28 protein-coding genes are annotated in these 23,960 nt (G+C 55.6%); 14 read left to right on the plus strand and 14 right to left on the minus strand.

Annotated elements, in window-relative coordinates; all coding sequences use genetic code 11:
• Positions 1-11 precede the first annotated feature (11 nt).
• The 4 genes from H8S57_RS00670 to H8S57_RS00685 all read right to left on the minus strand — a co-directional run bounded on the left by H8S57_RS00670 (position 12) and on the right by H8S57_RS00685 (position 3,132).
• Positions 12-827: a class I SAM-dependent methyltransferase gene (locus H8S57_RS00670; RefSeq protein ID WP_186906161.1), complete on the minus strand. Its 816-nt coding sequence runs from the start codon at positions 825-827 to the stop codon at positions 12-14.
• A gap of 41 nt (positions 828-868) precedes the next feature.
• A complete protein-coding gene (locus tag H8S57_RS00675) occupies positions 869-1,561 on the minus strand; it encodes a class I SAM-dependent methyltransferase (RefSeq protein ID WP_186906162.1) in 693 nt (230 codons plus the stop codon).
• Positions 1,562-1,579: 18 nt separating this feature from the next.
• Positions 1,580-2,365 (minus strand): ZIP family metal transporter, encoded by a 786-nt coding sequence (locus tag H8S57_RS00680; RefSeq protein ID WP_040411884.1) that lies wholly within the window; start codon positions 2,363-2,365, stop codon positions 1,580-1,582.
• 287 nt (positions 2,366-2,652) lie between these two features.
• Positions 2,653-3,132 carry a hypothetical protein gene (locus tag H8S57_RS00685; RefSeq protein ID WP_007712997.1) on the minus strand — a complete coding sequence of 160 codons (480 nt, stop codon included), beginning with the start codon at positions 3,130-3,132 and terminating at the stop codon, positions 2,653-2,655.
• A 156-nt stretch (positions 3,133-3,288) separates the two neighbouring features.
• On the opposite strand from H8S57_RS00685, the gene H8S57_RS00690 reads away from it, so the two are divergent.
• Positions 3,289-3,519 (plus strand): helix-turn-helix domain-containing protein, encoded by a 231-nt coding sequence (locus H8S57_RS00690; RefSeq protein ID WP_040411886.1) that lies wholly within the window; start codon positions 3,289-3,291, stop codon positions 3,517-3,519.
• 90 nt (positions 3,520-3,609) lie between these two features.
• On the opposite strand, the gene H8S57_RS00695 is transcribed toward H8S57_RS00690, so the two are convergent.
• The 3 genes from H8S57_RS00695 to H8S57_RS00705 form a co-directional block, all read right to left on the minus strand.
• Positions 3,610-5,340 (minus strand): ABC transporter ATP-binding protein, encoded by a 1,731-nt coding sequence (locus H8S57_RS00695; RefSeq protein WP_186906163.1) that lies wholly within the window; start codon positions 5,338-5,340, stop codon positions 3,610-3,612.
• Positions 5,337-7,082 carry an ABC transporter ATP-binding protein gene (locus H8S57_RS00700; RefSeq protein WP_186906164.1) on the minus strand — a complete coding sequence of 582 codons (1,746 nt, stop codon included), beginning with the start codon at positions 7,080-7,082 and terminating at the stop codon, positions 5,337-5,339. Before H8S57_RS00700 ends, H8S57_RS00695 begins: the two co-directional genes overlap by 4 nt.
• A 75-nt stretch (positions 7,083-7,157) precedes the next feature.
• Positions 7,158-7,820 carry a TetR/AcrR family transcriptional regulator gene (locus H8S57_RS00705; RefSeq protein ID WP_317135679.1) on the minus strand — a complete coding sequence of 221 codons (663 nt, stop codon included), beginning with the start codon at positions 7,818-7,820 and terminating at the stop codon, positions 7,158-7,160.
• Positions 7,821-7,953: 133 nt separating this feature from the next.
• Between H8S57_RS00705 and H8S57_RS00710 the strand changes: the two genes are divergently transcribed.
• From H8S57_RS00710 to H8S57_RS17180, 6 genes are all read left to right on the plus strand, one after another.
• Positions 7,954-8,574: a TetR/AcrR family transcriptional regulator gene (locus H8S57_RS00710; protein WP_186906165.1), complete on the plus strand. Its 621-nt coding sequence runs from the start codon at positions 7,954-7,956 to the stop codon at positions 8,572-8,574.
• Positions 8,575-8,644: 70 nt separating this feature from the next.
• Positions 8,645-10,396, plus strand: a complete 1,752-nt coding sequence (locus H8S57_RS00715) for an ATP-binding cassette domain-containing protein (protein WP_186906166.1) — start codon at positions 8,645-8,647, stop codon at positions 10,394-10,396.
• Positions 10,393-12,132: an ABC transporter ATP-binding protein gene (locus tag H8S57_RS00720; protein WP_186906167.1), complete on the plus strand. Its 1,740-nt coding sequence runs from the start codon at positions 10,393-10,395 to the stop codon at positions 12,130-12,132. The genes H8S57_RS00715 and H8S57_RS00720 overlap by 4 nt, the downstream gene beginning before the upstream one ends.
• A gap of 189 nt (positions 12,133-12,321) precedes the next feature.
• Positions 12,322-13,008: a class I SAM-dependent methyltransferase gene (locus tag H8S57_RS00725; protein ID WP_130868839.1), complete on the plus strand. Its 687-nt coding sequence runs from the start codon at positions 12,322-12,324 to the stop codon at positions 13,006-13,008.
• Positions 13,009-13,014: 6 nt separating this feature from the next.
• On the plus strand, positions 13,015-13,260 hold the full coding sequence (locus tag H8S57_RS00730) for a heavy-metal-associated domain-containing protein (protein ID WP_186906168.1): 246 nt from the start codon (positions 13,015-13,017) through the stop codon (positions 13,258-13,260).
• Between the two features lie 36 nt (positions 13,261-13,296).
• Positions 13,297-13,440 carry a hypothetical protein gene (locus H8S57_RS17180; RefSeq protein ID WP_243204628.1) on the plus strand — a complete coding sequence of 48 codons (144 nt, stop codon included), beginning with the start codon at positions 13,297-13,299 and terminating at the stop codon, positions 13,438-13,440.
• A gap of 198 nt (positions 13,441-13,638) precedes the next feature.
• On the opposite strand, the gene H8S57_RS00740 is transcribed toward H8S57_RS17180, so the two are convergent.
• A complete protein-coding gene (locus tag H8S57_RS00740; protein WP_165450582.1) occupies positions 13,639-14,034 on the minus strand; it encodes a metal-dependent transcriptional regulator in 396 nt (131 codons plus the stop codon).
• A 262-nt stretch (positions 14,035-14,296) separates the two neighbouring features.
• On the opposite strand from H8S57_RS00740, the gene H8S57_RS00745 reads away from it, so the two are divergent.
• The 7 genes from H8S57_RS00745 (at position 14,297) to H8S57_RS00770 (ending at position 19,533) form a co-directional block, all read left to right on the plus strand.
• Positions 14,297-14,848, plus strand: a complete 552-nt coding sequence (locus H8S57_RS00745) for a DUF3793 family protein (RefSeq protein ID WP_186906169.1) — start codon at positions 14,297-14,299, stop codon at positions 14,846-14,848.
• 44 nt (positions 14,849-14,892) lie between these two features.
• Entirely contained in the window at positions 14,893-15,315 is a 423-nt protein-coding gene (locus H8S57_RS00750) for a flavodoxin (protein ID WP_006575242.1), read from the plus strand.
• 403 nt (positions 15,316-15,718) lie between these two features.
• Positions 15,719-16,345, plus strand: a complete 627-nt coding sequence (locus H8S57_RS00755; protein WP_243204629.1) for a helix-turn-helix domain-containing protein — start codon at positions 15,719-15,721, stop codon at positions 16,343-16,345.
• Between the two features lie 70 nt (positions 16,346-16,415).
• Positions 16,416-16,496 (plus strand): DUF6219 family protein, encoded by an 81-nt coding sequence (locus H8S57_RS18360; RefSeq protein WP_242964725.1) that lies wholly within the window; start codon positions 16,416-16,418, stop codon positions 16,494-16,496.
• Positions 16,497-16,514: 18 nt separating this feature from the next.
• The gene (locus H8S57_RS00760) at positions 16,515-16,787 is read left to right on the plus strand and encodes a DUF6110 family protein (RefSeq protein WP_006575244.1); all 273 of its coding nucleotides are present in this window, start codon (positions 16,515-16,517) and stop codon (positions 16,785-16,787) included.
• Positions 16,788-16,839: 52 nt separating this feature from the next.
• Positions 16,840-18,954, plus strand: a complete 2,115-nt coding sequence (locus tag H8S57_RS00765) for a heavy metal translocating P-type ATPase (protein ID WP_186906171.1) — start codon at positions 16,840-16,842, stop codon at positions 18,952-18,954.
• A gap of 180 nt (positions 18,955-19,134) precedes the next feature.
• Positions 19,135-19,533, plus strand: coding sequence for a redoxin domain-containing protein (locus tag H8S57_RS00770; protein ID WP_349190213.1), 399 nt, complete (start codon positions 19,135-19,137; stop codon positions 19,531-19,533).
• A 77-nt stretch (positions 19,534-19,610) separates the two neighbouring features.
• On the opposite strand, the gene H8S57_RS17185 is transcribed toward H8S57_RS00770, so the two are convergent.
• The 6 genes from H8S57_RS17185 to H8S57_RS00800 all read right to left on the minus strand — a co-directional run bounded on the left by H8S57_RS17185 (position 19,611) and on the right by H8S57_RS00800 (position 23,875).
• Entirely contained in the window at positions 19,611-19,931 is a 321-nt protein-coding gene (locus H8S57_RS17185; RefSeq protein WP_007713080.1) for a winged helix-turn-helix domain-containing protein, read from the minus strand.
• Complete coding sequence (locus tag H8S57_RS00780; RefSeq protein ID WP_007713082.1) at positions 19,931-20,311, minus strand: metal-dependent transcriptional regulator; 381 nt, start codon at positions 20,309-20,311, stop codon at positions 19,931-19,933. Before H8S57_RS00780 ends, H8S57_RS17185 begins: the two co-directional genes overlap by 1 nt.
• Positions 20,298-21,803 (minus strand): ABC transporter ATP-binding protein, encoded by a 1,506-nt coding sequence (locus H8S57_RS00785; protein ID WP_007713084.1) that lies wholly within the window; start codon positions 21,801-21,803, stop codon positions 20,298-20,300. The genes H8S57_RS00780 and H8S57_RS00785 overlap by 14 nt, the downstream gene beginning before the upstream one ends.
• 12 nt (positions 21,804-21,815) lie before the next feature.
• Complete coding sequence (locus H8S57_RS00790; RefSeq protein ID WP_242659805.1) at positions 21,816-22,502, minus strand: energy-coupling factor transporter transmembrane component T; 687 nt, start codon at positions 22,500-22,502, stop codon at positions 21,816-21,818.
• 44 nt (positions 22,503-22,546) lie between these two features.
• Positions 22,547-23,134, minus strand: coding sequence for an MptD family putative ECF transporter S component (locus H8S57_RS00795; protein WP_186906172.1), 588 nt, complete (start codon positions 23,132-23,134; stop codon positions 22,547-22,549).
• Positions 23,135-23,257: 123 nt separating this feature from the next.
• The gene (locus H8S57_RS00800) at positions 23,258-23,875 is read right to left on the minus strand and encodes a TetR/AcrR family transcriptional regulator (protein WP_117777622.1); all 618 of its coding nucleotides are present in this window, start codon (positions 23,873-23,875) and stop codon (positions 23,258-23,260) included.
• Positions 23,876-23,960 lie beyond the last annotated feature (85 nt).

The following is a 23,960-nucleotide window of genomic DNA, read 5'->3' on the forward strand; positions in this document are numbered from 1 at the left end:
GTTTGGACAAATTACTTTCTGCCCACAAGTAGCCGGGAAGAGCCCAGCATCATCATGGCAGCCCGGCGGCGTGAACCGAAGGCTTCTTCCGCGGTATCAATGAGCCGGACGTCCTGATAGCCCATCTCCCGCAGTTTTTGGGCAAAGACATCCATATCGCCGTACAGCTTGGGCTTCATGTCATCATTCAGAGCGAAGACGCCGCCTTTTTTCAGCACCCGCAGGCTCTCCAGCAACAGTTTGTGCATATCGGCTCCCATGACATTGTGGTAGACATAGTTGCTGATGACCGCGTCAAAACTCTCATCGGGGAAATCCAGATGATTGGCGTCGCCATGCCGGAACACACACCGGGAGGCCACGCCTTCACTTGCGGCGTTTTTCTCACAGAGGGCCTTGCTGTAATTGTAAACAGCTCCCCAGTAGTCCATGCCAGTGACCTTTGACTCCGGCCAGGTCAGGGCCGCACGAATCGACAGGGCTCCGGAGCCGCAGCCGACTTCCAAGAGACCGCCCTGGCCGTCATAGTCCAGATGAGAGAGAACGACCCGGTGAACCTGTTCCATAATCCCGCCGCCGCCAAAGGCATACTGGCGCCTGATCCATGTGATCCAGACCAGCAGGGCTGCCAGCGCCGCCGTAACAACTGAGAACAGAACGCCGAGAGCTGTGATGTGGAACACCGAAAAGGAGAGTATGGCCAAAACCACGGCCAGAGCCGTGATGCCGCCGATAATATAGAACACGGGATTGGACATCCAGCTCCCGTAGTCTTCGCCGTGACTGCCGAGACGAATTTCTGCTTGTTGATTACGCTTTTGCTGCATTTGATTTTCCTCCTGTTGTTCAATATTTGTGTACAATTCGTTTACGGGTGTTTCTCCTTCGCCTTCCGGCAGACAAAAGAGGCTATGCCCTGAACGGTGCGAACCTTTGCCGGCCCGAATGTTTCCTCCAGACGCCGCCGCAGGCTCTCCGCCGTCTCAAAGGGCGGGGTGAACCAGCCCTTTGGCACATACAGCCTGCGGATTAGCCAGTCCGTGCGGCGGTTTTGTCCCCGCACATAGAAGCAGCCGCAGAAGGTCCCGCCGGGCCGCAGTACACGAAAGATCTCCCGCCAAGCGGCCTCTTTGTCCGGGAACGCATGAAAGCCGTTGAGCGAGAGCACGATGTCAAAACTGCCGTCCCCAAAAGGCAGCGCCCCCACATCCCCCTGCTGAAAGCGCACATGGGCAAGTCCCTCGCCCCGGGATTTTGCCCGCTCCAGCATCTCCGGCGAGTAATCCAGGCAGGTGATCTCCGCCTCCGGCATTTCCCGATAGAGGGGCATGGTCAGTATGCCGGTACCCACGGGGACTTCCAGCAGTCTTCCGGAAAAACCCTCCGGTATTCCGGAAAGGGCGGCGCAAAGGTAGTCCTGGGTTTCCGCACGGCCCATTTCCCATACCAGACTGCACACCGCCCGGCCTAACAGGGTGGAACAGGTGATCATGCCATCATAAAATGTCCGTTTGCCTCCCAATCCCCGGTAGGCGTTTTGAATCCGCTCTTCTTGTCCCATTTTTTCACCTTCACTCACTCAAGCACCCAGCGCCACATCCAGCGTCATCATGAGGGTAAAACCGACTGCAAACAGAATAGTCCCTATATTGGAGTGCTTTCCCACTGACATCTCCGGGATCAATTCTTCCACTACCACATAGACCATCGCTCCGGCGGCAAAGCTCAGGGCGTAAGGCAGTACCGGAACCAAAATCCCCGCCAGAAGGATGGTCAGAATCGCACCTATGGGCTCCACTGCGCCGGACAGCGTCCCATACAGGAAGGAGCGGGATTTGGAGACCCCCTCCGCTTTCAGGGGCATGGAAATGATCGCGCCCTCCGGGAAGTTCTGAATGGCAATTCCCAGAGAAAGAGCCAGCGCCCCCGCCAGCGTGATACCGCTGTCTCCGTAGAGCCACCCGGCATAGACCGCCCCGACCGCCATTCCTTCCGGAATATTGTGCAGCGCCACAGCCAAGGTCAGCATGGTTGTTTTTCCAAGACTGCTTTTGATGCCCTCGGCCTCCGCGCTGCCGCGGTGCAGATGCGGGATCAGCCGATCCAGCCCCAGCAAGAAAAAGATTCCCAGCCAGAAACCCACAACGGCGGGGACAAAGGACCACCGCCCCATGTCCGCTGCCTGCTCCATCGCGGGCAGCAGCAGGCTCCAGATGGAAGCCGCCACCATGACCCCCGCCGCAAAGCCGGTGAGCGCACGCTGTACCATCTCACCCAAATTGTTCCGCATAAAAAAGACGCAGGCCGCCCCCAGCGTCGTCCCGGCAAAGGGAATCAGTAGCCCTTGCCATAGTTCAATCGGCATATTCTCCTCCAATCTTGCCGCAGTGGTTTTCTGCAAAGTCGATCCGGATGATTCGGAGGCACATCGATCTGTCGGTCAGCTTTGCCAGTGGCTAACAGGTGCAACCGAACACTGTATAAGAATCTCCGGTACAGAGCCCTTATCAATTTTACATTTTTCCATAGTCGCCTTTCAAAAGGTATGATACTCTATGCTTGATTATAGTTAGCAGTCGCTAACCAGTCAAGTCATTTTCCGTTAGGGACAGTTAATTTTCCTATCAGCTGTGTAGAGTGTCACGCAAACTCTCACCTGTAACCTTCAAAGTGTGCGAGATTCAGGGTTTCTTTTTTCTTTCTCTGGGCGTAACGCAGAGTTTGATATGCTCCGCCGCTGGAATGATCCACACAGAATACCACAAGGTCGCTTCGATCCACCATCTGCCGGTTGCGAATCTGAATGGCACCCTTCGGATGGCTGCCAGCGGCGGCGCTGCACAGTTCAATTTCATCATAATATGCTTCAAAGTTCTCCAGATTGTCCCGTAGCTCTGCCGTCGGATACGGAAGTACCAAAATCAGGGCGCTATTGTCATCCCGCACACGGCGCTGTTGGCGCTTGACGGCAGAAGAGACAATCTGATCAAAGTCTCCGTTACGGCCAACCAGAAACTCCACATATTCCTTTTCCAAAAGCAATGTGTGGATCAGCGACTCCACACGCTCTTCCGCTTCCCGAAATTCCGGAACGATCCGATGTCCAAAGAAACTGACGGTAAATAGATCCATGTCGTTCTCGTTGGCATTTTCTGACCAACAGCTCCCTTAAGTAAATGTTCCACCTCTTATTATATATAAACATTTACTTAAAGTAAATAATCCTCTAATTGGTTTCAATTATATTTTAACTGTTCTGTTGGTAGCATAATGTTGGGAGGTGAAGTGATGCAGACAGAGTTTCCGGAACGATATATCACTCTGGGCTTAAAAATCGCCTATTACAGAAAAAAGGCAGGATTGACACAGGAGGTTCTTGCTGAACGGATCGGAAAAAGTGTTAATTTTGTCGGCCAGGTAGAAGGAACAGGAACAATTCGGGGTGTATCCTTGGAGACCCTGTTCAAAATTGCCCAAGTATTGAAGATTCAGCCCTCCAAACTGTTGGAGGACGACTGATTAACATTGTAAAAAGAAAGGGAGTGCCGCCACCGGAATGTATCCGGTGGCGCCACTCCTCTTTTCATGATGGTTTAGGCGCTCCTCCTCTTAGAGCTTCCACTGACCGGACTCTTCACGGCCAGATACGAACGCTTGATACAAGCCCTCCTGGGCCATGAGCTGGCTGTGTGTGCCTCGCTGAACGATCTGTCCGCCGTCCAGCACCAGGATCTGGTCGGCGTTACGGACCGTCTTCAGCCGGTGAGCGATCATCAGAATGGTCTTGTCCCGGGTCAGGGCTTCGATGGCCTTCTGTAGCCGGTCCTCATTCTCCGGGTCCACATTGGCGGTGGCCTCGTCCAGGATTACGATGGGGGCGTCTTTCAGGATGGCCCGGGCAATGGAGATGCGCTGCTTCTCGCCGCCGGAAAGGCTGGAACCACCCTCGCCGATGACGGTGTCATAGCCTTGGGGCAGGGTGAGAATGAAGTCGTGGCAACAGGCTTTCTTCGCCGCAGCCACCACTTCCTCGTGGGTGGCATTGGGGCATCCAAACTTGATGTTGTTTTCCACCGTGTCGGCAAAGAGATAGACCTTCTGGAATACCATGGAGATCTGATCCATCAGGCCCTCCAGGGTATAGTCCTTCACATTCTGACCGCCCACAAGGACGGTGCCGCTCTCCACATCCCAGAACCGGGCGATGAGATTACACAGTGTGGTTTTCCCGGAACCGCTGGGGCCCACGATGGCGGTGGTGGTTCTGTCCGGGATGGCGAAGGATACATCCCGCAGGATAGGCCGCTGGTCATAAGAGAACGAAACATGGTCGAAGGTAATGCTGTGCTCCCTGGGCGTGCCGGCCCGACCGGTCTCTGCCAGCTGGGGCATGGCGTCCGTCTCATCGGCATGGGCCATGCAGCTGCTGACGATACGCAGCAGGGACATGCCGCTGCCCGCCGAGGAGATCTGAGCAAAGACCAGGAAGGACATGATGACCACCATCAGAGCGTTGGCCAGAATCATCGTTCCGGAGAGATAGAACCATACCGCCGCAAGCATCATGGCCACGCTTCCCAGCTGGAGCGCGATCCCCTGCGCCATAATATAAGGGGTGAACATCTTTTCGATGTTCAGGTTGCTGCGGCAGTTGTATTCCAGTGCTTCCTGCAAGGTGCGGTCACCCCGTCCGGTGAGGTTGAAGGACTTCACCACGCTCATGCCCTGCACATACTCCAGCACCGCCTCCACCAACTTGGCCTCGGACTTCTGACGGTGCGGGGCGAGGGCGGCGGATTTTTGCTCCATGGCCGAGGTGATGAACAAATAAACTGCTGTGGCCGCCACCACAATGAGACCGATCCGCCAGTCAAAAATCAGGATCATCACCGTAAAGACCAGAGCGTTGAGCATCCCGCCCAGCATGGTCACCAACACCATGGGGGCCACAGTCTCCACATTGTCCAGTACAGTGGTGCAGACCCCGGTGAGCTCTCCCAGGCTGTTGTCGTTGAAGTAGCCCATGGGGACGGATTTCATCCGCTGCCCGATGGCCACGCGCTTATTTGCCGCCATGAAGTACCCTGCGTGGGTCTGCTCGAGCTGGGAGAAATATCTGATCACGGCGCTGCCCAGAATACTGACTGCCAACAGGCCCAGCGCCTGCCACGCCGTGGCAGGGCCGGTTTTTCCATCCAGCAGAGCCAGGATGGTGTAGTAGATGGCGGCAATCTCAAACATATGGAATACCGCATTGAAAAAGCAGGCGATCACCGAGCGCCGGATGTTGCGCTGTTCCTCACCGGCAAACCGCCAGATACCTCTGAATGTCTCGATCATACCGTTTCTCCCTCCTTTGCGCCCATGTGAGCCTGCCACAGATCGGCGTACAACGGACAATGGCGCAGCAGGTCTTCATGCCTGCCCTGCGCCTCGATGCTTCCATCCTTCACCACCACGATCTGATCAGCGCCGGTGATGGTGGACAGGCGGTGGGCAATGACGATGACCGTCTTACCCTCCACCAGTTTTGCCACTGCCCGCTGGACCACTGCTTCATTCTCCGGATCAATGTAGGCGGTGGCCTCGTCCAGAATCACCACGGGGGCGTTTTTCAGCATAGCCCGGGCGATGGCGATACGCTGCCGCTCTCCTCCGGAGAGATGGGCGCCTCCGCCGCCCACCCGGGTGTCATAGCCATGATCCAACTGGCGGATGAAGCCGTCGCATCCGGCGGCTTTGGCGACTTGTTCCACTTCCTGATCCGTGGCATTTACCCGGCCCATACGGATATTTTCCCGGATGGTATCGTCAAAGAGGTAATTGTCCTGAGAAACAAAGGCCACCTGGTCGTAGAGTTGTTCCAGCGGGATACGGCTTTCCTCCACGCCGCCCAGGGTAATGCGGCCCTCGGTCACATCCCAGAAACCGGCGATGAGCTTGGCGATGGTGGACTTGCCCGAACCGGAGGGTCCAACCAAAGCGGTGAGGCTGCCGGCCGGAATGGTGAGGGAGATGTTGTGGAGGATCTCCTTGTCCTGAGCATATCCAAAGGAAACATGATCCAAGGCGATATCCGGTTTTCCCAGCTGTGCCGGCTGTGTTCCGTGATCCTGCTCCGGTTTCAGCAGGATCTCATCCACCGAACCTACGATGGTACCTACCTTGGCAAGATTATCCACAAAGCCCATGGCGGCAATGAGAGGTCCCACAATACTCATGGACAGGATGATGGTGGTGAGAAATACCTCTGCGGACAAACTGCCGTCCGTGTAGAAGATCCAGCCCACAGGCAGCACCGTGATAAGGGTGGTGGGCGCGATGGCATAGGCCAGAGCCATCCCAAACTGGCATTTCTTCATCCAGTTGTAATAGTAGGCGGCATTGGCCCGTACCCGGGAAGAGAACTTCTCATAGGAGTTCTTTCCCTGATTGAAGGCCTTGATGACCTCAATGCCGCCGATGTACTCCACAATGGTCTCGTTCATGGCCTGGGTCGTCTCCACCGCCCCCTGATAGTCCTTGCCATAGCTGCCCATAATGGCCATCATAAAAGCCATGCCCACAGGAATGGACACCAGACTCAGCAATGCCATGCGCCAGTCCAGCGTGAACAGATACACGAGAACGCATACCGGTGCCAGCAGATTGGAGGTCATCTCTGGCAGCAGATGGGCCAGCGTCGTCTCCATACTCTCCACCTGATCTACCACGATTTGTTTGAGCCGTCCGCTGGAGGTGTCCAGAATGTCTCCCAAGGGTAAGCGGGGCATTTTAGACAGAACCATCTTCCGGATGTCCCGCAGGATCTGAAAGGTGGCCTTGTGGGAGAGGGAAAGTGCCAGATTGTAAAGCAGGGTTTTGGCCAGATAGCCCCCCAGAGCCACCATACACCACAGAAGATAGAAGTTCCAGTCCTGCTGCCCGGTCAGAAGCGCTACCAGGATGTGCCCCGCTGAGAGATACGGCAGCAGCCCCAGCAGGACACCCGCCACCGCGCAGAAGATGGCGGCAATCAGGCCGCCGTGATGTTCCCTGCCCAGCTGCCACAGCCGCAGCAGCGGGCTTTGCGTTTTCTGCATAAATAAGCCTCCTTTAGTTAGTTATTGCTAACCTTTGGTTCTATGAAAAGGCCGCCGGGAAAGCGGCCTTTTGCACTACCGGAAGTTTTCGGGATGAAAGATCGTCTCAAATCCTGCCATGTGATAGCGGTTGAGCTGGCGGATATAGTGGAGCGCCCGGGCCTTATCCATGCGGTGCCGCACCGGCTCAAACATTCCGTTGAAGTAGGCGGTGGTAACGATATGGATCAAGTCCTCGGTGACCTGACCGGAGCGGACGCTCTCACAGCCGATGACCTCCATGTATTTGTAGGTGTAACTGACTTCGATCTCCACCAACTCGTCAATATAGTGGGCATATTCCGTCCCGGCGGCCCGGCGGAGCAGCAGTTCAAACTCCGGCAGGTGCTCATAGATGTAGTCAAACAGTCCCTCCTGGGCATGGGCAGTGTAACGCCCCATCTCCTCCTGCTGGGTTTGGCCGTCAAACCGGTGAAAAGACTCCTGAATCTCCAAAAAACGGCGCTTCAGCTCTCCGGCAGCAGGCTCCACCAGGGCGCGGAACAATCCAGCCTTGTCGGTAAAGCGGGTATAGATGGAGCCGGTGCTGGTTCCCGCCGCCTTGGCGATGTCCCGCAGGGAGGCCAGAGCAAAGCCTTTTTCCAAAAATTCCCGACGGGCGCAGCGGAGTACATTTTCATAGACCCCTTCGATCTGCTTTGCCATGGTATCACCTCTCAATTCAAAACACTGTTTCATAACGATGTTTTGAATATACAACCAAAAAGCAAGTTTGTCAAGAGAGGATTTCTCCTTGACAGGGATAGAAAGGGATGCTATATTGATAATCAGATTATCGGTAATCAAATTATCATTTGTCGGGAGGGGTGTTATGGCAAGACCGGATACTTCCATCGACCCTCGGATCATGGACAGTGCCAGAGAGGAGTTTCGGACGCTGGGCTTTGAGCAGGCTTCCCTGAAATCCATCTGCCAGCGGGCTGGGGTGACAACCGGCGCCCTTTATAAGCGTTACGCCGGAAAAGAGGAGCTGTTTCGCGCTGTGGTGGCGGATACGGTGGCGGATTTGGATGCTGTTTATGAGGAGCGGACGGCGGTGCCGGCATCCGCTCTCTCCGACGAAGATCTGATCCGGGCGTGGTATATGGATGAGGAATATATGCTGTGGTGGTTCCGCTTTCTCAATGAGCGGCGGGATGGCTTTGTGCTGCTGCTCACCGGAGCGGAGGGCACCGCTTACGCCAACTTCCAGCACGACTGGGTGGAGAAAATGACGGAAGGCACCTGGACCTACTACGCCGAGGCCAGACGCCGGGGCTTGTGTACGGTGGATATGACGCGGGAGGAGCTTCATGTGGTCCTGTCCGCCTTCTGGACCACCATTTACGAGCCCTTTATCCACGACTTCACCTGGCCGGAGATCCAGCGCCACTGCACTTTGGTCTGCCGTCTCTTTGACTGGTACGCTGCCCTGGGATTCCCCAAGGGGTGAAAAACGCCTCTGCGGAGGCTTTTTTCTCGCTAATAAGTTAGCAATAACTAACTAAAAAAGGAGTGATACTGTGTTTCAAAAAGTCCTGCGCTACACCGGACGCCACCGGAAGACGACTTATGCCTCCATTCTGGTACTGGTGGCCGGCGTGGCCATGAGCGTGCTGCCCTATTTCTTCCTCTACCGCCTGCTGAGACCCCTGCTGACTGGGGGCAGTCTCACGTTGGAGGAAACCCTGTTCAACGCCGGGGCCATGGCTCTGTGCATGGTCCTCTACAGCCTTCTTTATGTGGAGGGGCTGGCTCTGTCTCATCGCTCCGCCTATCATACTTTGGAAAACCTCCGGCTCCATCTCCAGAGCAAGCTGGAAAAGCAGCCCCTGGGCGCGATCCAGGAGAAGGGCGTTGGAGTCTGGAAGAAGATGTTCATTGACGACATTGAGAGCATGGAACTTCTGCTGGCCCACGCCCTGCCGGAAGGGCTGTCCAATCTGGCGGTGCCGGTGGTGGTATTTGCGGCCATGTTCCTCACGGACTGGAAGCTGGGTCTGCTTTCCCTCTGCTCCCTCCCGCTGGGCGTGCTGGCCATGGGCATGATGTACCGCTCCGGCATGAGCAAGATGGGAGACTACTACGCCGCCGGGCAGAAAATGAACAACACCATCGTGGAGTACATCAACGGCATGGAAGTCGTGAAAGTCTTCAACCGGGACGGAGAGTCCTATCACCGCTTTGAGACCGATGTAAAAAACTACCGGGATTTTACTCTGGATTGGTTCCGGGCCTGCTGGCTGTGGATGGCCCTCTACACCAGCATTTTGCCCTGCGTGGCGCTGGTGCTGCTGCCGGCCGGCGGCTATCTGGTACTCACCGGCGCCTCTACCTTGCCGGATTACGCGCTGGTATTGTGCATGTCTTTTTCCGTGGGACCGCCTCTGATCCGAGCCATGAACTTTATGTCGGTGCTGCCCCAGCTGAGCTACAAGATCGACCAAATGGAATCTCTGTTCAATATTCCGCCCCTGAAAGAAGGAAAAACGGATTTCAACGGAAACGATTTGCAGATCCGCTTTGAGAATGTGCGGTTTTCCTACGAAAAGGACGAAGTCCTCCACGGCGTCTCCTTCTCTGTCCCACAGGGCAGCCTTACCGCTTTGGTGGGAGAATCCGGCAGCGGGAAATCGACCCTTGCCAAGCTGCTGGTCCACTTTTACGATGTGACGGACGGACGCATCACGCTGGGGGGGCAAGACCTGCGAGAGATGTCCCTCGCCTCTCTGAATGAGCAGATCTCCTTCGTCGCGCAGGAGCAGTTCCTGTTCAACACCAGCCTGTTGGAGAACATCCGGCTGGGAAGACCCGGCGCCACCGACGAGGAGGTGCTGGCGGCGGCGGAACGGGCTCAATGCGGAGAGTTTCTGAAACGGCTGGAAAAAGGAATCTATACCATGGCCGGCGATGGCGGCAAAGGGCTTTCCGGCGGGGAGCGGCAGCGGATCGCCCTGGCCCGGGCGATTTTGAAGGACGCTCCCATCGTGGTGCTGGATGAGGCCACCGCTTTTTTGGACCCGGAGAATGAGGAGAAAATGAACGCCGCCATTGCCGAGGTGATCCGGGGCAAGACGGTCATCGTCATCGCCCACCGGCTTCAGTCCATTGCAGGTGCCGATCAGATCGTGGTGCTGGATCAGGGCAATGTGGCAGGGATTGGCCGCCACGATACATTGCGAAAGACTTGCCCCGCCTATGAAAAACTGTGGCGGGCTGCCGAGGGAGCCGCTGCCTGGCGTGTCTCTGCGGAGAAAGGAGGCGACGAGGCATGATCGCGCTGATGAAACGAATCCTGTCCGTATCCGGCCCCTATCAGGGGCGGATCAAGCTGGCCTTTGTCTTTGCGTTCCTGAAGGCCATGCTGTCCAAGGCCCCCATCGGTCTGTCCTTCTTGGCCCTGAGCGCTTTTCTCCAGGGAACCATGACGGCACGGCTGTGCCTGTGGCTGGCGGTGGGCACGGTGGGCTGCGTTCTGCTGGAGTGCCTGTGCCAGAACATCGCCGACCGGCTCCAGGCCGCGGCGGGCTATATGGTATTCGCCGATCTGCGCATGGAGCTGGGACGGCATCTGCGCCGCCTGCCCATGGGCTATTTCACAGAGGGCAACATCGGCAAAATCAGTTCCGTTCTGTCCACCGACATGGTGTTCATTGAGGAGAACTGTATGCACGACATTGCCAACATGATGAGCTATACCTTTGCCCAAGCCATTCTTGTGCTGTGGCTGGCCTTCCTGAATCCCTGGCTGGGACTGGCCGCCTTGGTGGTGGTAGGGATCATTTGGCAGCTGGGCCGCGCTTCCCTGGGGAGCACCCTGGCTCACTCTGATGTCCGACAGGAGCAGAGCGAGGCTCTCACACGGGCAGTGCTGGACTATGTGGAGGGCATTGGTATTGCCAAGACCTTCAACCTGCTGGGAGAGCGTTCCGAGCAACTCACCGAAAATTTCGCCCGGAGCCGCAAGGTCAGCATCGAGTTCGAGGAGAGCCAGGCTCCCTGGATGCGGGCCCTCTATCTGGTGTGCGGTCTGGGCTCGGTGCTGATAATCCCCCTGTCACTCTGGCTCTATGGCCGTGGGCAGCTCTCCATCACCTTTCTGCTGGGTGTCTTGCTCTTCGTCTTTGACCTCTTCGGCCCCATTAAAGCGCTCTATAGTCAAGCCACCCGCCTGACGGTGATGAACGCCTGCATGGACCGGATCGAGGCGGTACTGGCCCAGCCAGAACTACCTGACCGGGGCCGGGAGACCTTACCCAAAGCCGGCGGTGCCCCGGAGGTGGAGTTCCGAAATGTCACCTTCGCCTACGGGGAGAAAGAGGTACTGCATGATGTCTCTTTCACACTGGAGAAAAACCGGATGCTGGCCCTGGTGGGGCCCTCTGGCGGCGGCAAGAGTACGGTAGCCAACCTGCTTTCCCGGTTCTGGGATGTGAAACAGGGGCAGGTTCTGGTACGGGGCAGGGACATCCGTGATATTCCTCTCTCTGATCTGATGGAGCAGATCTCCATGGTGTTCCAGCGGGTCTATCTTTTCCAGGATACCGTCTATAACAATATCGCCATGGGACGGACAGACGCCACACGGGAGGAGGTCTATGAGGCAGCCAGGAAAGCCCGATGCTATGACTTCATCATGGAACTGCCCGACGGCTTTGACACTGTTATCGGCGAAGGTGGAGCCAGCCTATCTGGCGGAGAGAGGCAGCGAATCTCCATTGCCCGCTGCATTCTGAAGGATGCTCCCATCGTCATTCTGGATGAGGCCACTGCCAGCGTGGACGCCGACAATGAGAGCTACATCCAGGAGGCCATCACCCAACTGTGCCGGGGCAAGACCCTGCTGGTCATTGCCCACCGGCTCAATACCATTCGCCACGCCGATGAGATCCTGGTTATCGACCAGGGGCGCATCGTTCAGGCCGGCGACCACGACAAACTTATGGCGGAGGAGGGCATTTACCGCCGCTTCATCACCGCCCGCTCCAATCCCACCGGTTGGTGCCGGTAAACACAGTGAGCCGAACGAAACGGAAAGAATGGCCGGGAGATGTATCCCGGTCATTCTTCGTTCTCGCTTCTTCCCTTGATTTATCCCAGAGAACATGCAAAACCAATATGGCGGCATCTTGCAATTTCGTGCGACAAAGAGTATGATGTAGTTAGCAATCGCTAACCATCATTGAGGTGACCATATTGTATGGATGACAACAAGCAGTTTTGGGAGCGGTTTTCACGGCATTACTCCGGTTTCATGCGCCGCTCTCAGACAACCTATCAGCAGATATGCAAAGCAATGCGCCCTTTTCTGAAACGGGACATGGATGTGCTGGAGTTGGCCTGCGGAACAGGTCAGCTGTCCGTGCCGCTTTCTCCATGTGTCCGGAGCTGGGAGGCAACCGACTTTTCAGCTGAAATGATCCGTCAGGCCAAAAAGCAGGTGCATTCGTCTCGGCTCCATTTCTCCGTCCAGGACGCCACCAAGCTGCCCTACGGCCCGGAGAGCTTCGATGCGGTCGTGATCTCCAACGCCCTCCATGTCATGCCTCACCCCGAAAAAGCTCTGGTGGAAGCCTGGCGGGTTCTGAAGCCAGGGGGATGGCTGTTCGCCCCCACCTTTGTCTGGGGCAAAAGCCGCAGCGCCAGACTCCGGCTCTGGTTCATGGGGCTGTCCGGCTTTCGGGTATACCATGTCTGGACTGCCGGGGAGCTGATGGCATACCTGTCCGAGTGCGGCTATTCCATCGTTCGCCATCAGCTTCTCGGAAGTTCGTTGGCGCCGCTGTGCTGTCTGATAGCCAGGAAGATCCCGGATGAACGGACTGCGGCACGGCAGACCACCATCCGGTCCGCGCAGCTCAATCATACTAAAGTCAAGGAGGAATGAGAAATTATGTGGAAGTACACAGTGGAAGTCAACGGAATGGTGTGCGGGATGTGCGAGGCTCATGTCAATGACGCCGTGCGCAAAGCCTGCCCGGTCAAAAAGGTGAGTTCTTCCCGGAGCAAAAACCAGACCGTGATCCTCTCTGAAACAGAGCTGGACACGGAGGCTGTTATGAACGCCATTCGCAGCACGGGGTATGAGGTCGGCACGATCCAGAAGGAGCCGTACAAAAAGAGAGGATTGTTTGGTTGAGTTCATTGGCGGCAGGGCCAGAAAAGAGGCGTGAATATGAACATGGCAACGCAGTCGTTTGGATATGGATTAGCGGCCTTGCTGTTTTGCATCGCTATTCTTGGCGTGTGCCATAAAATCAAAAAAGCAGCCCGAAAGGTTTTGAAAAGCCAGCAGACACATAAGGATGAGCTGCCGTAAGCGTTTGGAGCTATGGAGCAGGTACACTTGGCGGTGAACTTACACAGCAGGCTGCTCCTGATTCAAAAGCGCAGATCACATAAAAATGAGGTGGAAGCCATATCAAGGCTCCACCTCATTTAATATTCCGTGCCAAATGGCAAGTATTCACTTATCGCATTGCTGCTCGATAGCAAAGTCCGCCAAATTTGCATAGGCTCATTGCCCGTGCGCATCTTCCCGCATTTTCGTTACCTGCTCCAAGTGCGCCTGCACCGCCGCGAAGGATTTTTCGCTGATCACATGCTCGATCCGGCAGGCATCCTCGGTCGCAGTCTCCTCGTCCACGCCCAATTCCATCAGCATCTGGCTCAACACCGTGTGGCGGGTATACATCGTCTTAGCAATGGCAAGCCCGGTCTCCGTCAGGGTGATCGCTCCGTCAGCATCCACATTCACATATCCGTCCTTTTTCAGAATGGACATGGCTCTGCTGACGCTGGGCTTGGTAAAGCCCAACCGCTCTCCCACATCGATAGCCCGAACAAAGGTGCTGTTCTGTGAGAGAATATAAATGGTTTCCAGATACATCTGGCCAGACTCGTGAATCGCCATAGGAACCTCCAAAAAACGGGCGTTTTGCTTATTATAACACAGGCGTCCGACAAGCGCCATTTTTTCTGTCAGCAAAATCCGTTCGTCCTCTTGACAAGCGAATTTGCCCTGTATATAATTGCATTAGTTAGCTACCGCTAACCAAGAGGCGGCAGCTATATATTTGACACTTTAGTTAGCTATTGCTAACCGTGTTTACTGTCCGTTTTTTCATTTTGCCGTACAGTCTTCGCATGGACATGATTTTGTGAGGGAAACGCCTATGTCAGAGGATCTGCTGATTCGTCACTGTTCTCCCACCCTGGCCGGAATCAAGACGGGAAATCTCTTTTCCTGCGCCTGCCCCAGCCGGAAGGATCTGACGCGAGACTTGTGCCGGCTGAACAAGAAACTGGTGCCCAAGGGCATTCGCATCCTGCCGCTTCGGGTTTGCAAAGGCCGAGCTTTGATTTACGCCTACCGGCCCCATGCGCTGGAGAGCGATCTGACTGATCACCGCGCCAGAGCATTGCTTCTCAAATACGGCTATGTGCCGGAAAATCCCAATGGCTGTGTGGTTCACCTGATCCACCGGCTCCGGAGCGAGGGGGAATTTCCCCATGAGATCGGACTGTTTTTGAGCTATCCGCCGGAGGATGTGCTGGGCTTTATCTGCAATCGGGCGTGCAATCACAAGTGCGTGGGCTGCTGGAAGGTCTACGGCGACGAACAGGCCGCCAGGAGCATCTTTGAAAAATACGAGATGTGCAGCAAAATCTACTCCCGGCAGTGGCAGCAAGGGAAATCCATCGAGCAGCTCACCGTGGCTGGTTGATGTTTCTACCATAACAAATCCAGAAAGAAAGGTCGTTGAGTCTTATGAGTAAAGTTGCAGTTGTGTATTGGAGCGGCACGGGAAACACCGAGGCCATGGCAATGGCGGTGGCCGAAGGCGCCAAGGGCAAAGGCGCTGAGGTGTCTGTGATTACCGCCGCAGAGTTCTCGCCGGAGCAGGTCGGCGAGTATTCCGCCATCGCCTTTGGCTGCCCCTCCATGGGGTCGGAGCAGCTGGAGGAGAGCGAGTTCGAGCCCATGTTCACCGCCTGTGAGGGCAGGCTGAGCGGGAAGAACATCGCTCTGTTTGGCTCCTACGGCTGGGGCGACGGCGAATGGATGCGCAGCTGGGAGTCCCGCTGCAACGACGACGGCGCCAATCTGGCCTGCGAAAGCGTGATCTGCAACGAGGCTCCGGACGATGACGCTCTGGCGGCCTGCCGCGAGCTGGGCGCGTCACTGGCCTGACAAAAGCACCGCAGAAGGCAGGAGGCGCTTGTCTCCTGCCTTCTCTCTGGTTCCCCGGTCAGCTTAGGTAAAACCAATTTCGAACCCAGAGAAACAGGTCGTGAGAAATATGCTGAAAGAATACTTATTGAGGCAGGGCTCCGGCACGGGCCGCTGGGGCCACGGTATGCCGGGGGTGCAGATCTGCCGATTTTCCCTGCCGGAGCCGGAGCAGGAACCTCTGCGGTCTGTCCCAGTGTGCGGCGCACCGCTCCAGTTTGAGGCGCTGTTCTGCATGACTGGCCGCCTTACTGTCCGAGCGTTACAGGGTGCTTCCTGCATGGTGGAGGCTCCGGGGATCTTCCTCCTCTCCGACAGCTCCGCTCTCCACTCGTGTCAGTGTAGCGGAAACCTGGGCGGCGTTTTGATTGCCGTAGACGCCAAAGCCGCAAAAGAAAGCCTTGTGACGGTCTGCTCCACCCTGGGGATGAGGTTGGACACCAGGATCGTCAAGGAGAAGATGACGGCGAGGAACGGTTGCATGGCTCTGTGCGGCACACCTTGGACGCAGTCATTTTTTGAAACGGTTCGCTATCTGTCTGAGCAGGAGCAGGAACGCTACTGTGTTTTCAAGTCGGTGGAACTGCTGTATCTGCTCTGCACCGAGGTATCTGAATCGAATGGCTCTCTCTCCGGCTCAGGCTGCCCAGTATCCCACAGTCTGTTGGAAGTCAAGGCATACATCCAGACGCATCTGTCTGATAAGCTTACCATTGCGTTCCTCTGCAAACAGTTTTCGCTTTCCCCGACCTTCTTGAAAGAAGGGTTCCGCCGCACCTATGGCATGCCGATTCACAGCTTTTTGGTTCAACAGCGCCTCCGACGGGCACAAGAGCTGATCTGCACCACCCGGATGCCCATTCAGCAAATTGCACAGGCTGTAGGGTATGAGGGTATGAGCCAGTTCAACGCAGCATTCAAGCGGGAGTATGGCATGACTCCCGGCCAGTACAGAAAAATGTCGGAAACCGCAACTCCGCGTCCGTTTTGACAGCGACAAACACCCACCTTTTCTGCTACAATAATCAGACATTCCAAAGCATTCAGAAGGAGTGACAGCGATGAAACAGCATCGTTTTTGGGCGTGGGGCGCTGTGATCTGCATGATTATGGTCATGGTCACCGGCTACAAACGGAAATAAGGGAAAGGAAGGATCACAATGAGCGTTTATACGAAACTTGCCTGCTTTGCGGGTGGTGCGTTGTTTGGTTCTTTTGGCATCAAGCTGCTGTCCAGCAAGGACGCCAAGAAAGCCTATGTCCATGTCACGGCCGCCGGCCTGCGGATGAAGGATTCGGTCATGGGGACTGTGACCACGGTGCAGGAAAACGCCGCGGACATTCTGGCCTCCGCCAAGGAGCTGAATGAGGACCGGGCTGCGAAGGAAGCGGAGGAAGCCGCCGCTGCCAATCTGGAGAGCGAAGAAGCCTGATTGACCCAGAGGGAGCCGCCAGCGGCTCCCTCTTTTCGTGAAGGAGGAACCTATGAACGCAACCATATTGCACGAAAGCCGGGGGCGCATCCGGTTCCGGCTGCGGCAAAAACAAATGACACTCGCTCAGGCGGATCTGCTGGAGGCATGGATTCAGGGAAAGTCCTGGTGCCGGCAGGTCACCGTCCATGAGCGAACCTGCTGCGTCATCCTGTACTACGATGGGACTCGCCAAGCCGTGCTGAACGAAATTCGGCATTTTTCCTGGCAGGAGGCGGAGCGGACCACCGCGCTGCCCGCCCACAGCAGCCGGGCGCTGAACCGGGAATTTGAGGAGAAGCTGGTGGCAAAGGTGGTGTGCAAGGCCGCCTGCACCCTGTTTCTCCCGTCTCCATTGCGGATTGCCCGCATTCTCTGGCACATGATCCCCTTTGTGCGGAGAGGACTGCGCTGCCTGCTGCGCCGCCGCATCAAGGTGGAGCTGTTGGATGCCCTGTCTATTTCCATTTCTGCCTGCAGAAGGGACTTCGGAACCGCCGGAATGGTCATGTTTCTGCTGGAGGTGGGCGAGCTGCTGGAGGAGTGGACAAGGAAGAAATCTGTGGCGGATCTGGCCCGGTGCATGTCGCTGAATGTGGACCGGGTCTGGCTGCGCACAGCCCAAGGCGAAGTGCTGGTTCCTGTGTCCCAGATCCAGCCGGGGGATGCAGTAGTCGTCCGCGCCGGCGGCATCATCCCCGTGGATGGTCTGGTGCTGGAGGGGGAGGTCACTGTCAACCAGGCGTCCCTTACCGGAGAATCCATCCCGGTACCCAAGCGCCCCGGCGGCGCGGTCTATGCCGGCACCGTGGTAGAGGAGGGCGAATGTGTGCTGGAGGTAAAGCAAGCCTCCGGCCAGAGCCGCTATGACCAGATCGTTCACATGATCGAGCAGTCGGAGCAGATGAAGTCGGAGGCTGAGAGCAAGGCCGCCAATCTGGCGGACAAGCTGGTACCCTATACCTTCGCCGGGAGCCTGCTGAGTTTTGCCCTTACCCGGAATGTGACACGGGCTCTGTCGGTGCTGATGGTGGACTTCTCCTGCGCCCTGAAGCTGGCCATGCCTCTGGCCGTCCTCTCCGCCATGCGGGAGGCGGGACGCGCCCACATCACCGTCAAGGGCGGCAAATTCCTGGAGGCTGTGGCGGCTGCCGATACCATCGTCTTTGACAAGACCGGCACTCTGACCCACGCCTGCCCCCGGGTGGCTCAGGTGGTATCTTTCGGCACCAAGGAGGAAGCCGAAATGCTGCGGCTGGCCGCCTGCCTGGAGGAGCACTTCCCCCATTCCATGGCCAACGCCGTGGTGGAGGAGGCGAAGCGCCGGGGCCTGCGTCACGAGGAGTACCACTCCAAGGTGGAATATCTGGTGGCCCACGGCATCGCCAGCACCGTCGATGGGGAGCGGGTCCTCATCGGCAGCGCCCACTTTGTCTTTGAGGATGAGGGCTGCGTCATTCCGGAAGGCGAACAGGAGCGCTTTGACGCCCTGCCGCCGGAGTATTCTCACCTGTATCTGGCCGTAGGCGGACAGCTGGCCGCCGTGATCTGCATCTCCGACCCGCTGCGGGAGGAGGCAAAGGAAGCCCTCTCTGCCCTCCGCACCTTGGGGATTACCAGCACCGTTATGCTCACCGGCGACAGTTACCGCACCGCCGCAGCCATTGCCGCCCAGGTAGGAGTGGATGACTTCCGCGCCGGAGTCCTGCCGGCGGACAAGGCGGAGTATGTGGCAAGGCTCCGCCGGGAGGGACACACTGTCCTGATGGTGGGCGACGGCATCAACGACTCGCCGGCCCTGTCCGAGGCGGATGCGGGCATCGCCATCAGCGACGGGGCCGCCATCGCCCGGGAAATCGCGGACATCACCATCGCTGCCGACAGTCTCTGGGAACTGGTAGAGCTGCGCCGGATCGCCATGGCGCTGATGGCGCGCATCCACTCCAACTACCGCTTCGTTATCGGCTTCAACGGCACCCTGATTGCCCTTGGTGTGGCCGGTGTTCTGCCGCCCGCCACCTCTGCCACGCTGCACAATCTCTCCACCCTGGGCGTCAGCCTGCGGAGCATGGGCCGGCTGACTGCTCAGACGCAGTCCGCTCGGGGCAACAATTCGCATAATGGATAAAAAAAGAATCCTTTCCGCTTGGTAGCTTGTGCTTTTTGCGTGGTTGCACACGACTAACTCCGTGTGCTATAATACACTCACGATGCGCAGTGCGTGATGCATGGTAAGTCCAATCGCCGCTGCGCATCGTTTTTTACAATGCGGTTAGCCATAGCTAACCGCATTGAAGAAAGGGGAGGATTGTATCAGACCGTATCGTTCTACCATAATGTGACCTTCCCTCTCATCGAGGATATCCGCATGGAGGTGGCCAACAAGTACGGTATGATCCAGCCGGGACAGTCCAACACCCAGGCGGTGCGGGCGGTGTTTGTCATCGACCCCAACGGCGTGGTACGAACCATCCTGTACTATCCGCTGTCCACGGGCCGCAACTTTGACGAGATCAAGCGCATCGTCCTGGCGCTCCAGAAGGCAGATGCCGACGCCTGCGCCACCCCGGCCGACTGGCGACCCGGCGATGATGTCATCGTACCCACCGCCGGCAGCTGCGGCGTAGCCAAGGAGCGGATGGACAACCAGAACGAAAATCAGTATTGTCTGGACTGGTTCATGTGCTTCCGCAAAGAGTCGAAATAATATTAAGTTTATTCTCCAATAACAGAAACCCGGTCGAGATTTCATGCACGAGATCTCGACCGGGTTTTATAATATTTTCAGTTATACTTTTCAAAGCGATAGCCATATCCATATACAGTTTGAATCGCATTGATATTTAGTTTTTTTCGTATCTTGCATATCCTGCTGGTGACGCTTTCCGGGCCAGCAGCAAAATCATCCGGCATAGCATATTGATAAAGCTGCTCTCGGGTAAAAGTCCAACCGGGATGTGAAGCCAGATAATACAAGATGTTAAACTCCATTGTAGTCATCTTTATGACGCGACCATTTACATAGACTCTGCGTTGGTTTGGGTCTATACACAGATTGTCATAGTGCAGCACTGCCATCCCGGTCAACAGTCTCACCTCCCCCATTATTTCTTTTCTGTCAAAGTCTTTTTTAAGTGTTGAAAACTACTCTCGCTGATGACATGCTCAATCCGGCAGGCGTCCCGCTCGGCAGTAATGGGGTCTACCCCAGCATTTGTCAGCATTTCTGTAAAGAAGCGGTGCTTTTCGTAGATTTGCTCGGCCACTTCCCTACCTGCATCGGTCAGGTGAAGGAAATAATCCTCGTCCATTGTGAGAAATCCACCGTCCCGCAGGGTCGCCACCGCATGGCACACGCTGGGCTTGGACACCTCCATGTGCCGAGCCACATCCACGGAGCGTACCATGCCCATCTTCTTGTGGAGAAGAAGTATGGCCTCCAAGTAATCCTCACCGGAAGCGTACAGTTTTTTATCCGGAGGCATTGCACACACCAGCTCCTTGCTTGCGGGAGAAGAAAGCCCGCAAGAGCCCTACAGCATCCCCGTCCATCGGCCGATGCCACAGCACCTTGCTCCCCTGAATGAACAACAGGTAGGTACAGCACTTATAAATGAGCTCCGGGTCATGCGTAATCAGAAACAGGCTCTTTCCCATCTTTTTCAGACGGTTTAAGTTGTCCGATACCTCCAGCATATGACGGTAATCCAATCCGCTGGTAGGTTCGTCAAATATCAGGACCTTTTTGTCCGATGCTATTGCACTGCCAATCGCCACCCTCTGCTTTTCTCCTCCGGACAGGGACATGGGGTGCAGTTTTGCTTTGCCCAACAGGTCAAGGCTGTTCAGTATCTCCTTGGCGCGGGCTGTGTCTGCTTTCTCGTCCTCGCCATCCATACTAAGCATCAATTCGTCCAGTACATCTTCTGTGAATAGCTGGTGATTTACATCCTGCATGACCATATAGGAGATATGCCTGCGCTGCTTCGCGTCATAGGAGGCCCCATCCATTTCAAGCACACCTTTCGCTTTTTTATCCAGACCGCACAGGCACCGGGCGAAGGTAGATTTTCCCGCGCCGTTGTTTCCGATGATGCCGATGATCTCCCCTTGGGGCAGGGTCAGGTCTGGAATATCCACATTGAGGGGGCCGTGCTTTTCATAGGAGAACTGGAACCCCTTGATATGTAATTGCGGAGCGGCCAGCTTGGGAGCGGCCTCCGGGGACAGGTGGAATGGGTCCAGTGCCCGCAGCCCCATTCCCTGCAATTCATCGGGCGGTAGTTTTTGAAACTCCGCCCCGGTAAATTCCCGTACAATACTTCCGTGTTTCATATAGAAAATTCGATCTGCATAGGGAACGAGATAATAAAGCCGGTGTTCCGCGACAATCACGGTCTTTTTCTCAGACTGCCAGTGCCGGATCACACCAATCAAATCTTCGATGGTGGCAATATCCAGATTGGAGGACGGTTCGTCCAATACGAAAATGTCCGGGCGGATTGCGTCAGCAGATGCACAGGCAATTTTTTGCTTTTCCCCGCCGGACAGGGCAAACAAGCTCCGGTTCAGCAGTTTTTCCAGCTTGAGGCTGTGGGCGGTTTCCTCCAGACGCTTCCGCATCTCCGGGACCGGCAGGGCCATGTTTTCACACCCAAAAACAATCTCGCTGGTGGTATCTACATTGTAGAATTGTGTCCTTGGGTTTTGGAATACAGATCCCACCCGCTGCCCGATTTGATAAAGAGGATAGTCTTTTAACTCTTTCCCGTCTAAAAGGACTTGCCCGGTCAGTTTCCCTCCGTAGTAATGAGGGATCAGACCGTTGATCAGCCGAGTCAGCGTTGTCTTGCCACATCCGGACTCTCCGCAGAACAGAATAGTTTCGCCATCCTGTATTGTTAGATTTATATGGCTCAGGTTGTTCTCGGTTTCCCCGCTCTCATAGGTAAAGGAAACATCTTTTAATTCGATCACAGTATCACCTCCTTACCACGGACTGAAAAAGTATGTGGAGAGCAGTGCGGCTCCGGCAATCAGCACCGCTAGCAGATCCCAGCCAGTAAAACCGACCTTTGTGATATTGGTGCGCCGGACCGGGTTATCCAGGCCGCGGGTCAGGGCCGCCGCGGAGAGATCATCCCCAATTTTGACCACCGAGATCATCAGGGGAATAAAACGGTATTCAATCAGGGCAGCGGGGTTTTGCCAGAATTTCTTTGTCCCGAACTGGACCTCCCGCATCCGCATGGCGTCCTTGATGGCGGCCGACTCCTCCTGCATGGTAGGGATAAAGCGAAACAGGACGGAGAGCGGAATGGTGATCTGCCGCCCAATGTGCATCCGGCCCAGTGCGGTAATGCACTCGCTGGCCGTGGTGGATTTGATGATGTAGGCCCCCATCATAAAGGCCGGAAACAGTCGCAGGACCAGTCCCACCAACAGGACTACCAGCATATTGACGATCATGGGAAACTGGACGGAGTTCTGGATGGCCTGCACAAACAGCCCTGCTGCGAACAGACAGAAGAACACTGTTGCTGTCTTATACTGTCGGTTAGTCAAGAACAGGACAAAGGGAATCATCGCCACCGCGATCATAAAGGCGGTGTGGCTGTATAGAAATTCTGCGGTAGCGACAACGGCCATCAGCAACAGCTTGGTTCGTGGGTCCAAGCAAAAGCCTGTTCTATTTTCAACAACCGCTTGAAGCTGCTCCATTACACAATTCCAGCTCTCTCAAAGTGTTTTTTCAGCATTTTATGGCCCAGCAGTGCGCCCAGAATACCACCCACAAACAGCAGTGCAAGGCCCACATACAGCATCCAGGAAGGCATCAGGGATTGCAAGGTGTTTGCGTACTGATCACCCATGGAGGTGTGGATGTTTTCCCAATACGCTTCGCCGGCAAACCAGAGGTTGGCGGGGCAGCCCATGATACCGAGACAAAAGCAGGCATAGCTCAGAACAGTGACCTTGAATTTCTGATAGCCTCCGATTTTAAGTACCACATCGCTTAGAATGCCGCCGAGCACCCAGCCGAGAAGGCCGATCCAACCGTAGCCGATCAGATAGAAGAAGATGCCGCCGATAATACCTGTGATAGTCAGCATACCAAACTTCTGAATCTTGGTATAGTAAAGCATCATAGGAATGCCGCAGACAATGGGCCAAATTATGAACAGGAACGGGTAGACCACAGGCAGTGCGGTAAGCAGACCGACAACAAAGAAAATAACGAGGGTCATGGCTGTGTAAATGCCGACCTTGATGAGATCTTTACCTGTGAGTTTCTTTGTGTTTTCCATTTTTGAATATTTCCTTTCTGAAAAAATTAAGTGTTGAAATACCTTGTGCGAATGAGACGCTGCGGTTTCACCTCCACATCATTTGGTTAGTATATGCTAACTATTGTGCAAAAATTTTGGGGATCAGATCCCCAAAACTGTCTGCCATCCGGAGTTGAAAAAAGAGGCAAGCGTGTGAACATATCTCAGTGCGGCCTCCTTTGGGAAGTTGTGCATGACCACTTCAGCCAGGGATGCAAAATACGCATGGAGCAGAATATGCCACTCCTCTTCCGCCAATTCGCGGACCTGGATGCCCCGAGATTTCAGTTCCGCAAAGAACTTCAGTGTGACCCGGGTTTCCAGACAGACAACATCATCCAAAAAGGAGGAATACCGCGTGCCCTCCGCCCGCATGAGAAGCAGACGGAACACATCAAAATGTTCATAGATGTATTCAATAATGACCGACAGCGTTTCCTCCGACAGTTTCCAGAGGGATTTTAAGTCGTCCGTCTTTGCCAGTTCTATGTGCTCATTTACCGACGCCTCATAGATGGCCTTGACCTCCTGGACAACAGGCTCCACCAGCGCGCCGAACAGAGCTTCCTTATCGTCAAAGTGGTTATAAAAAGCTCCGTTAGTCACATGGGCGTCCTTGCAGATCTCCCGGATGCTGGCCCGCTCAAAGCCATATTCCAAGAAGTGCTTTTGGGCGCAGAGCAAAAGATTTTCATGGGTCTGCTGAAAGTCTCTTGACATTCGCCATCCCTCCGTCCTATACTAAAATTACACTGTAATATTACGATGTAATTCAAATTTTAGCACAGGGTACTTGAAATTGCAA

The sequence above is a fragment of the Lawsonibacter hominis genome (assembly GCF_014287895.1).
GTDB lineage: Bacteria > Bacillota > Clostridia > Oscillospirales > Oscillospiraceae > Lawsonibacter_A > Lawsonibacter_A hominis.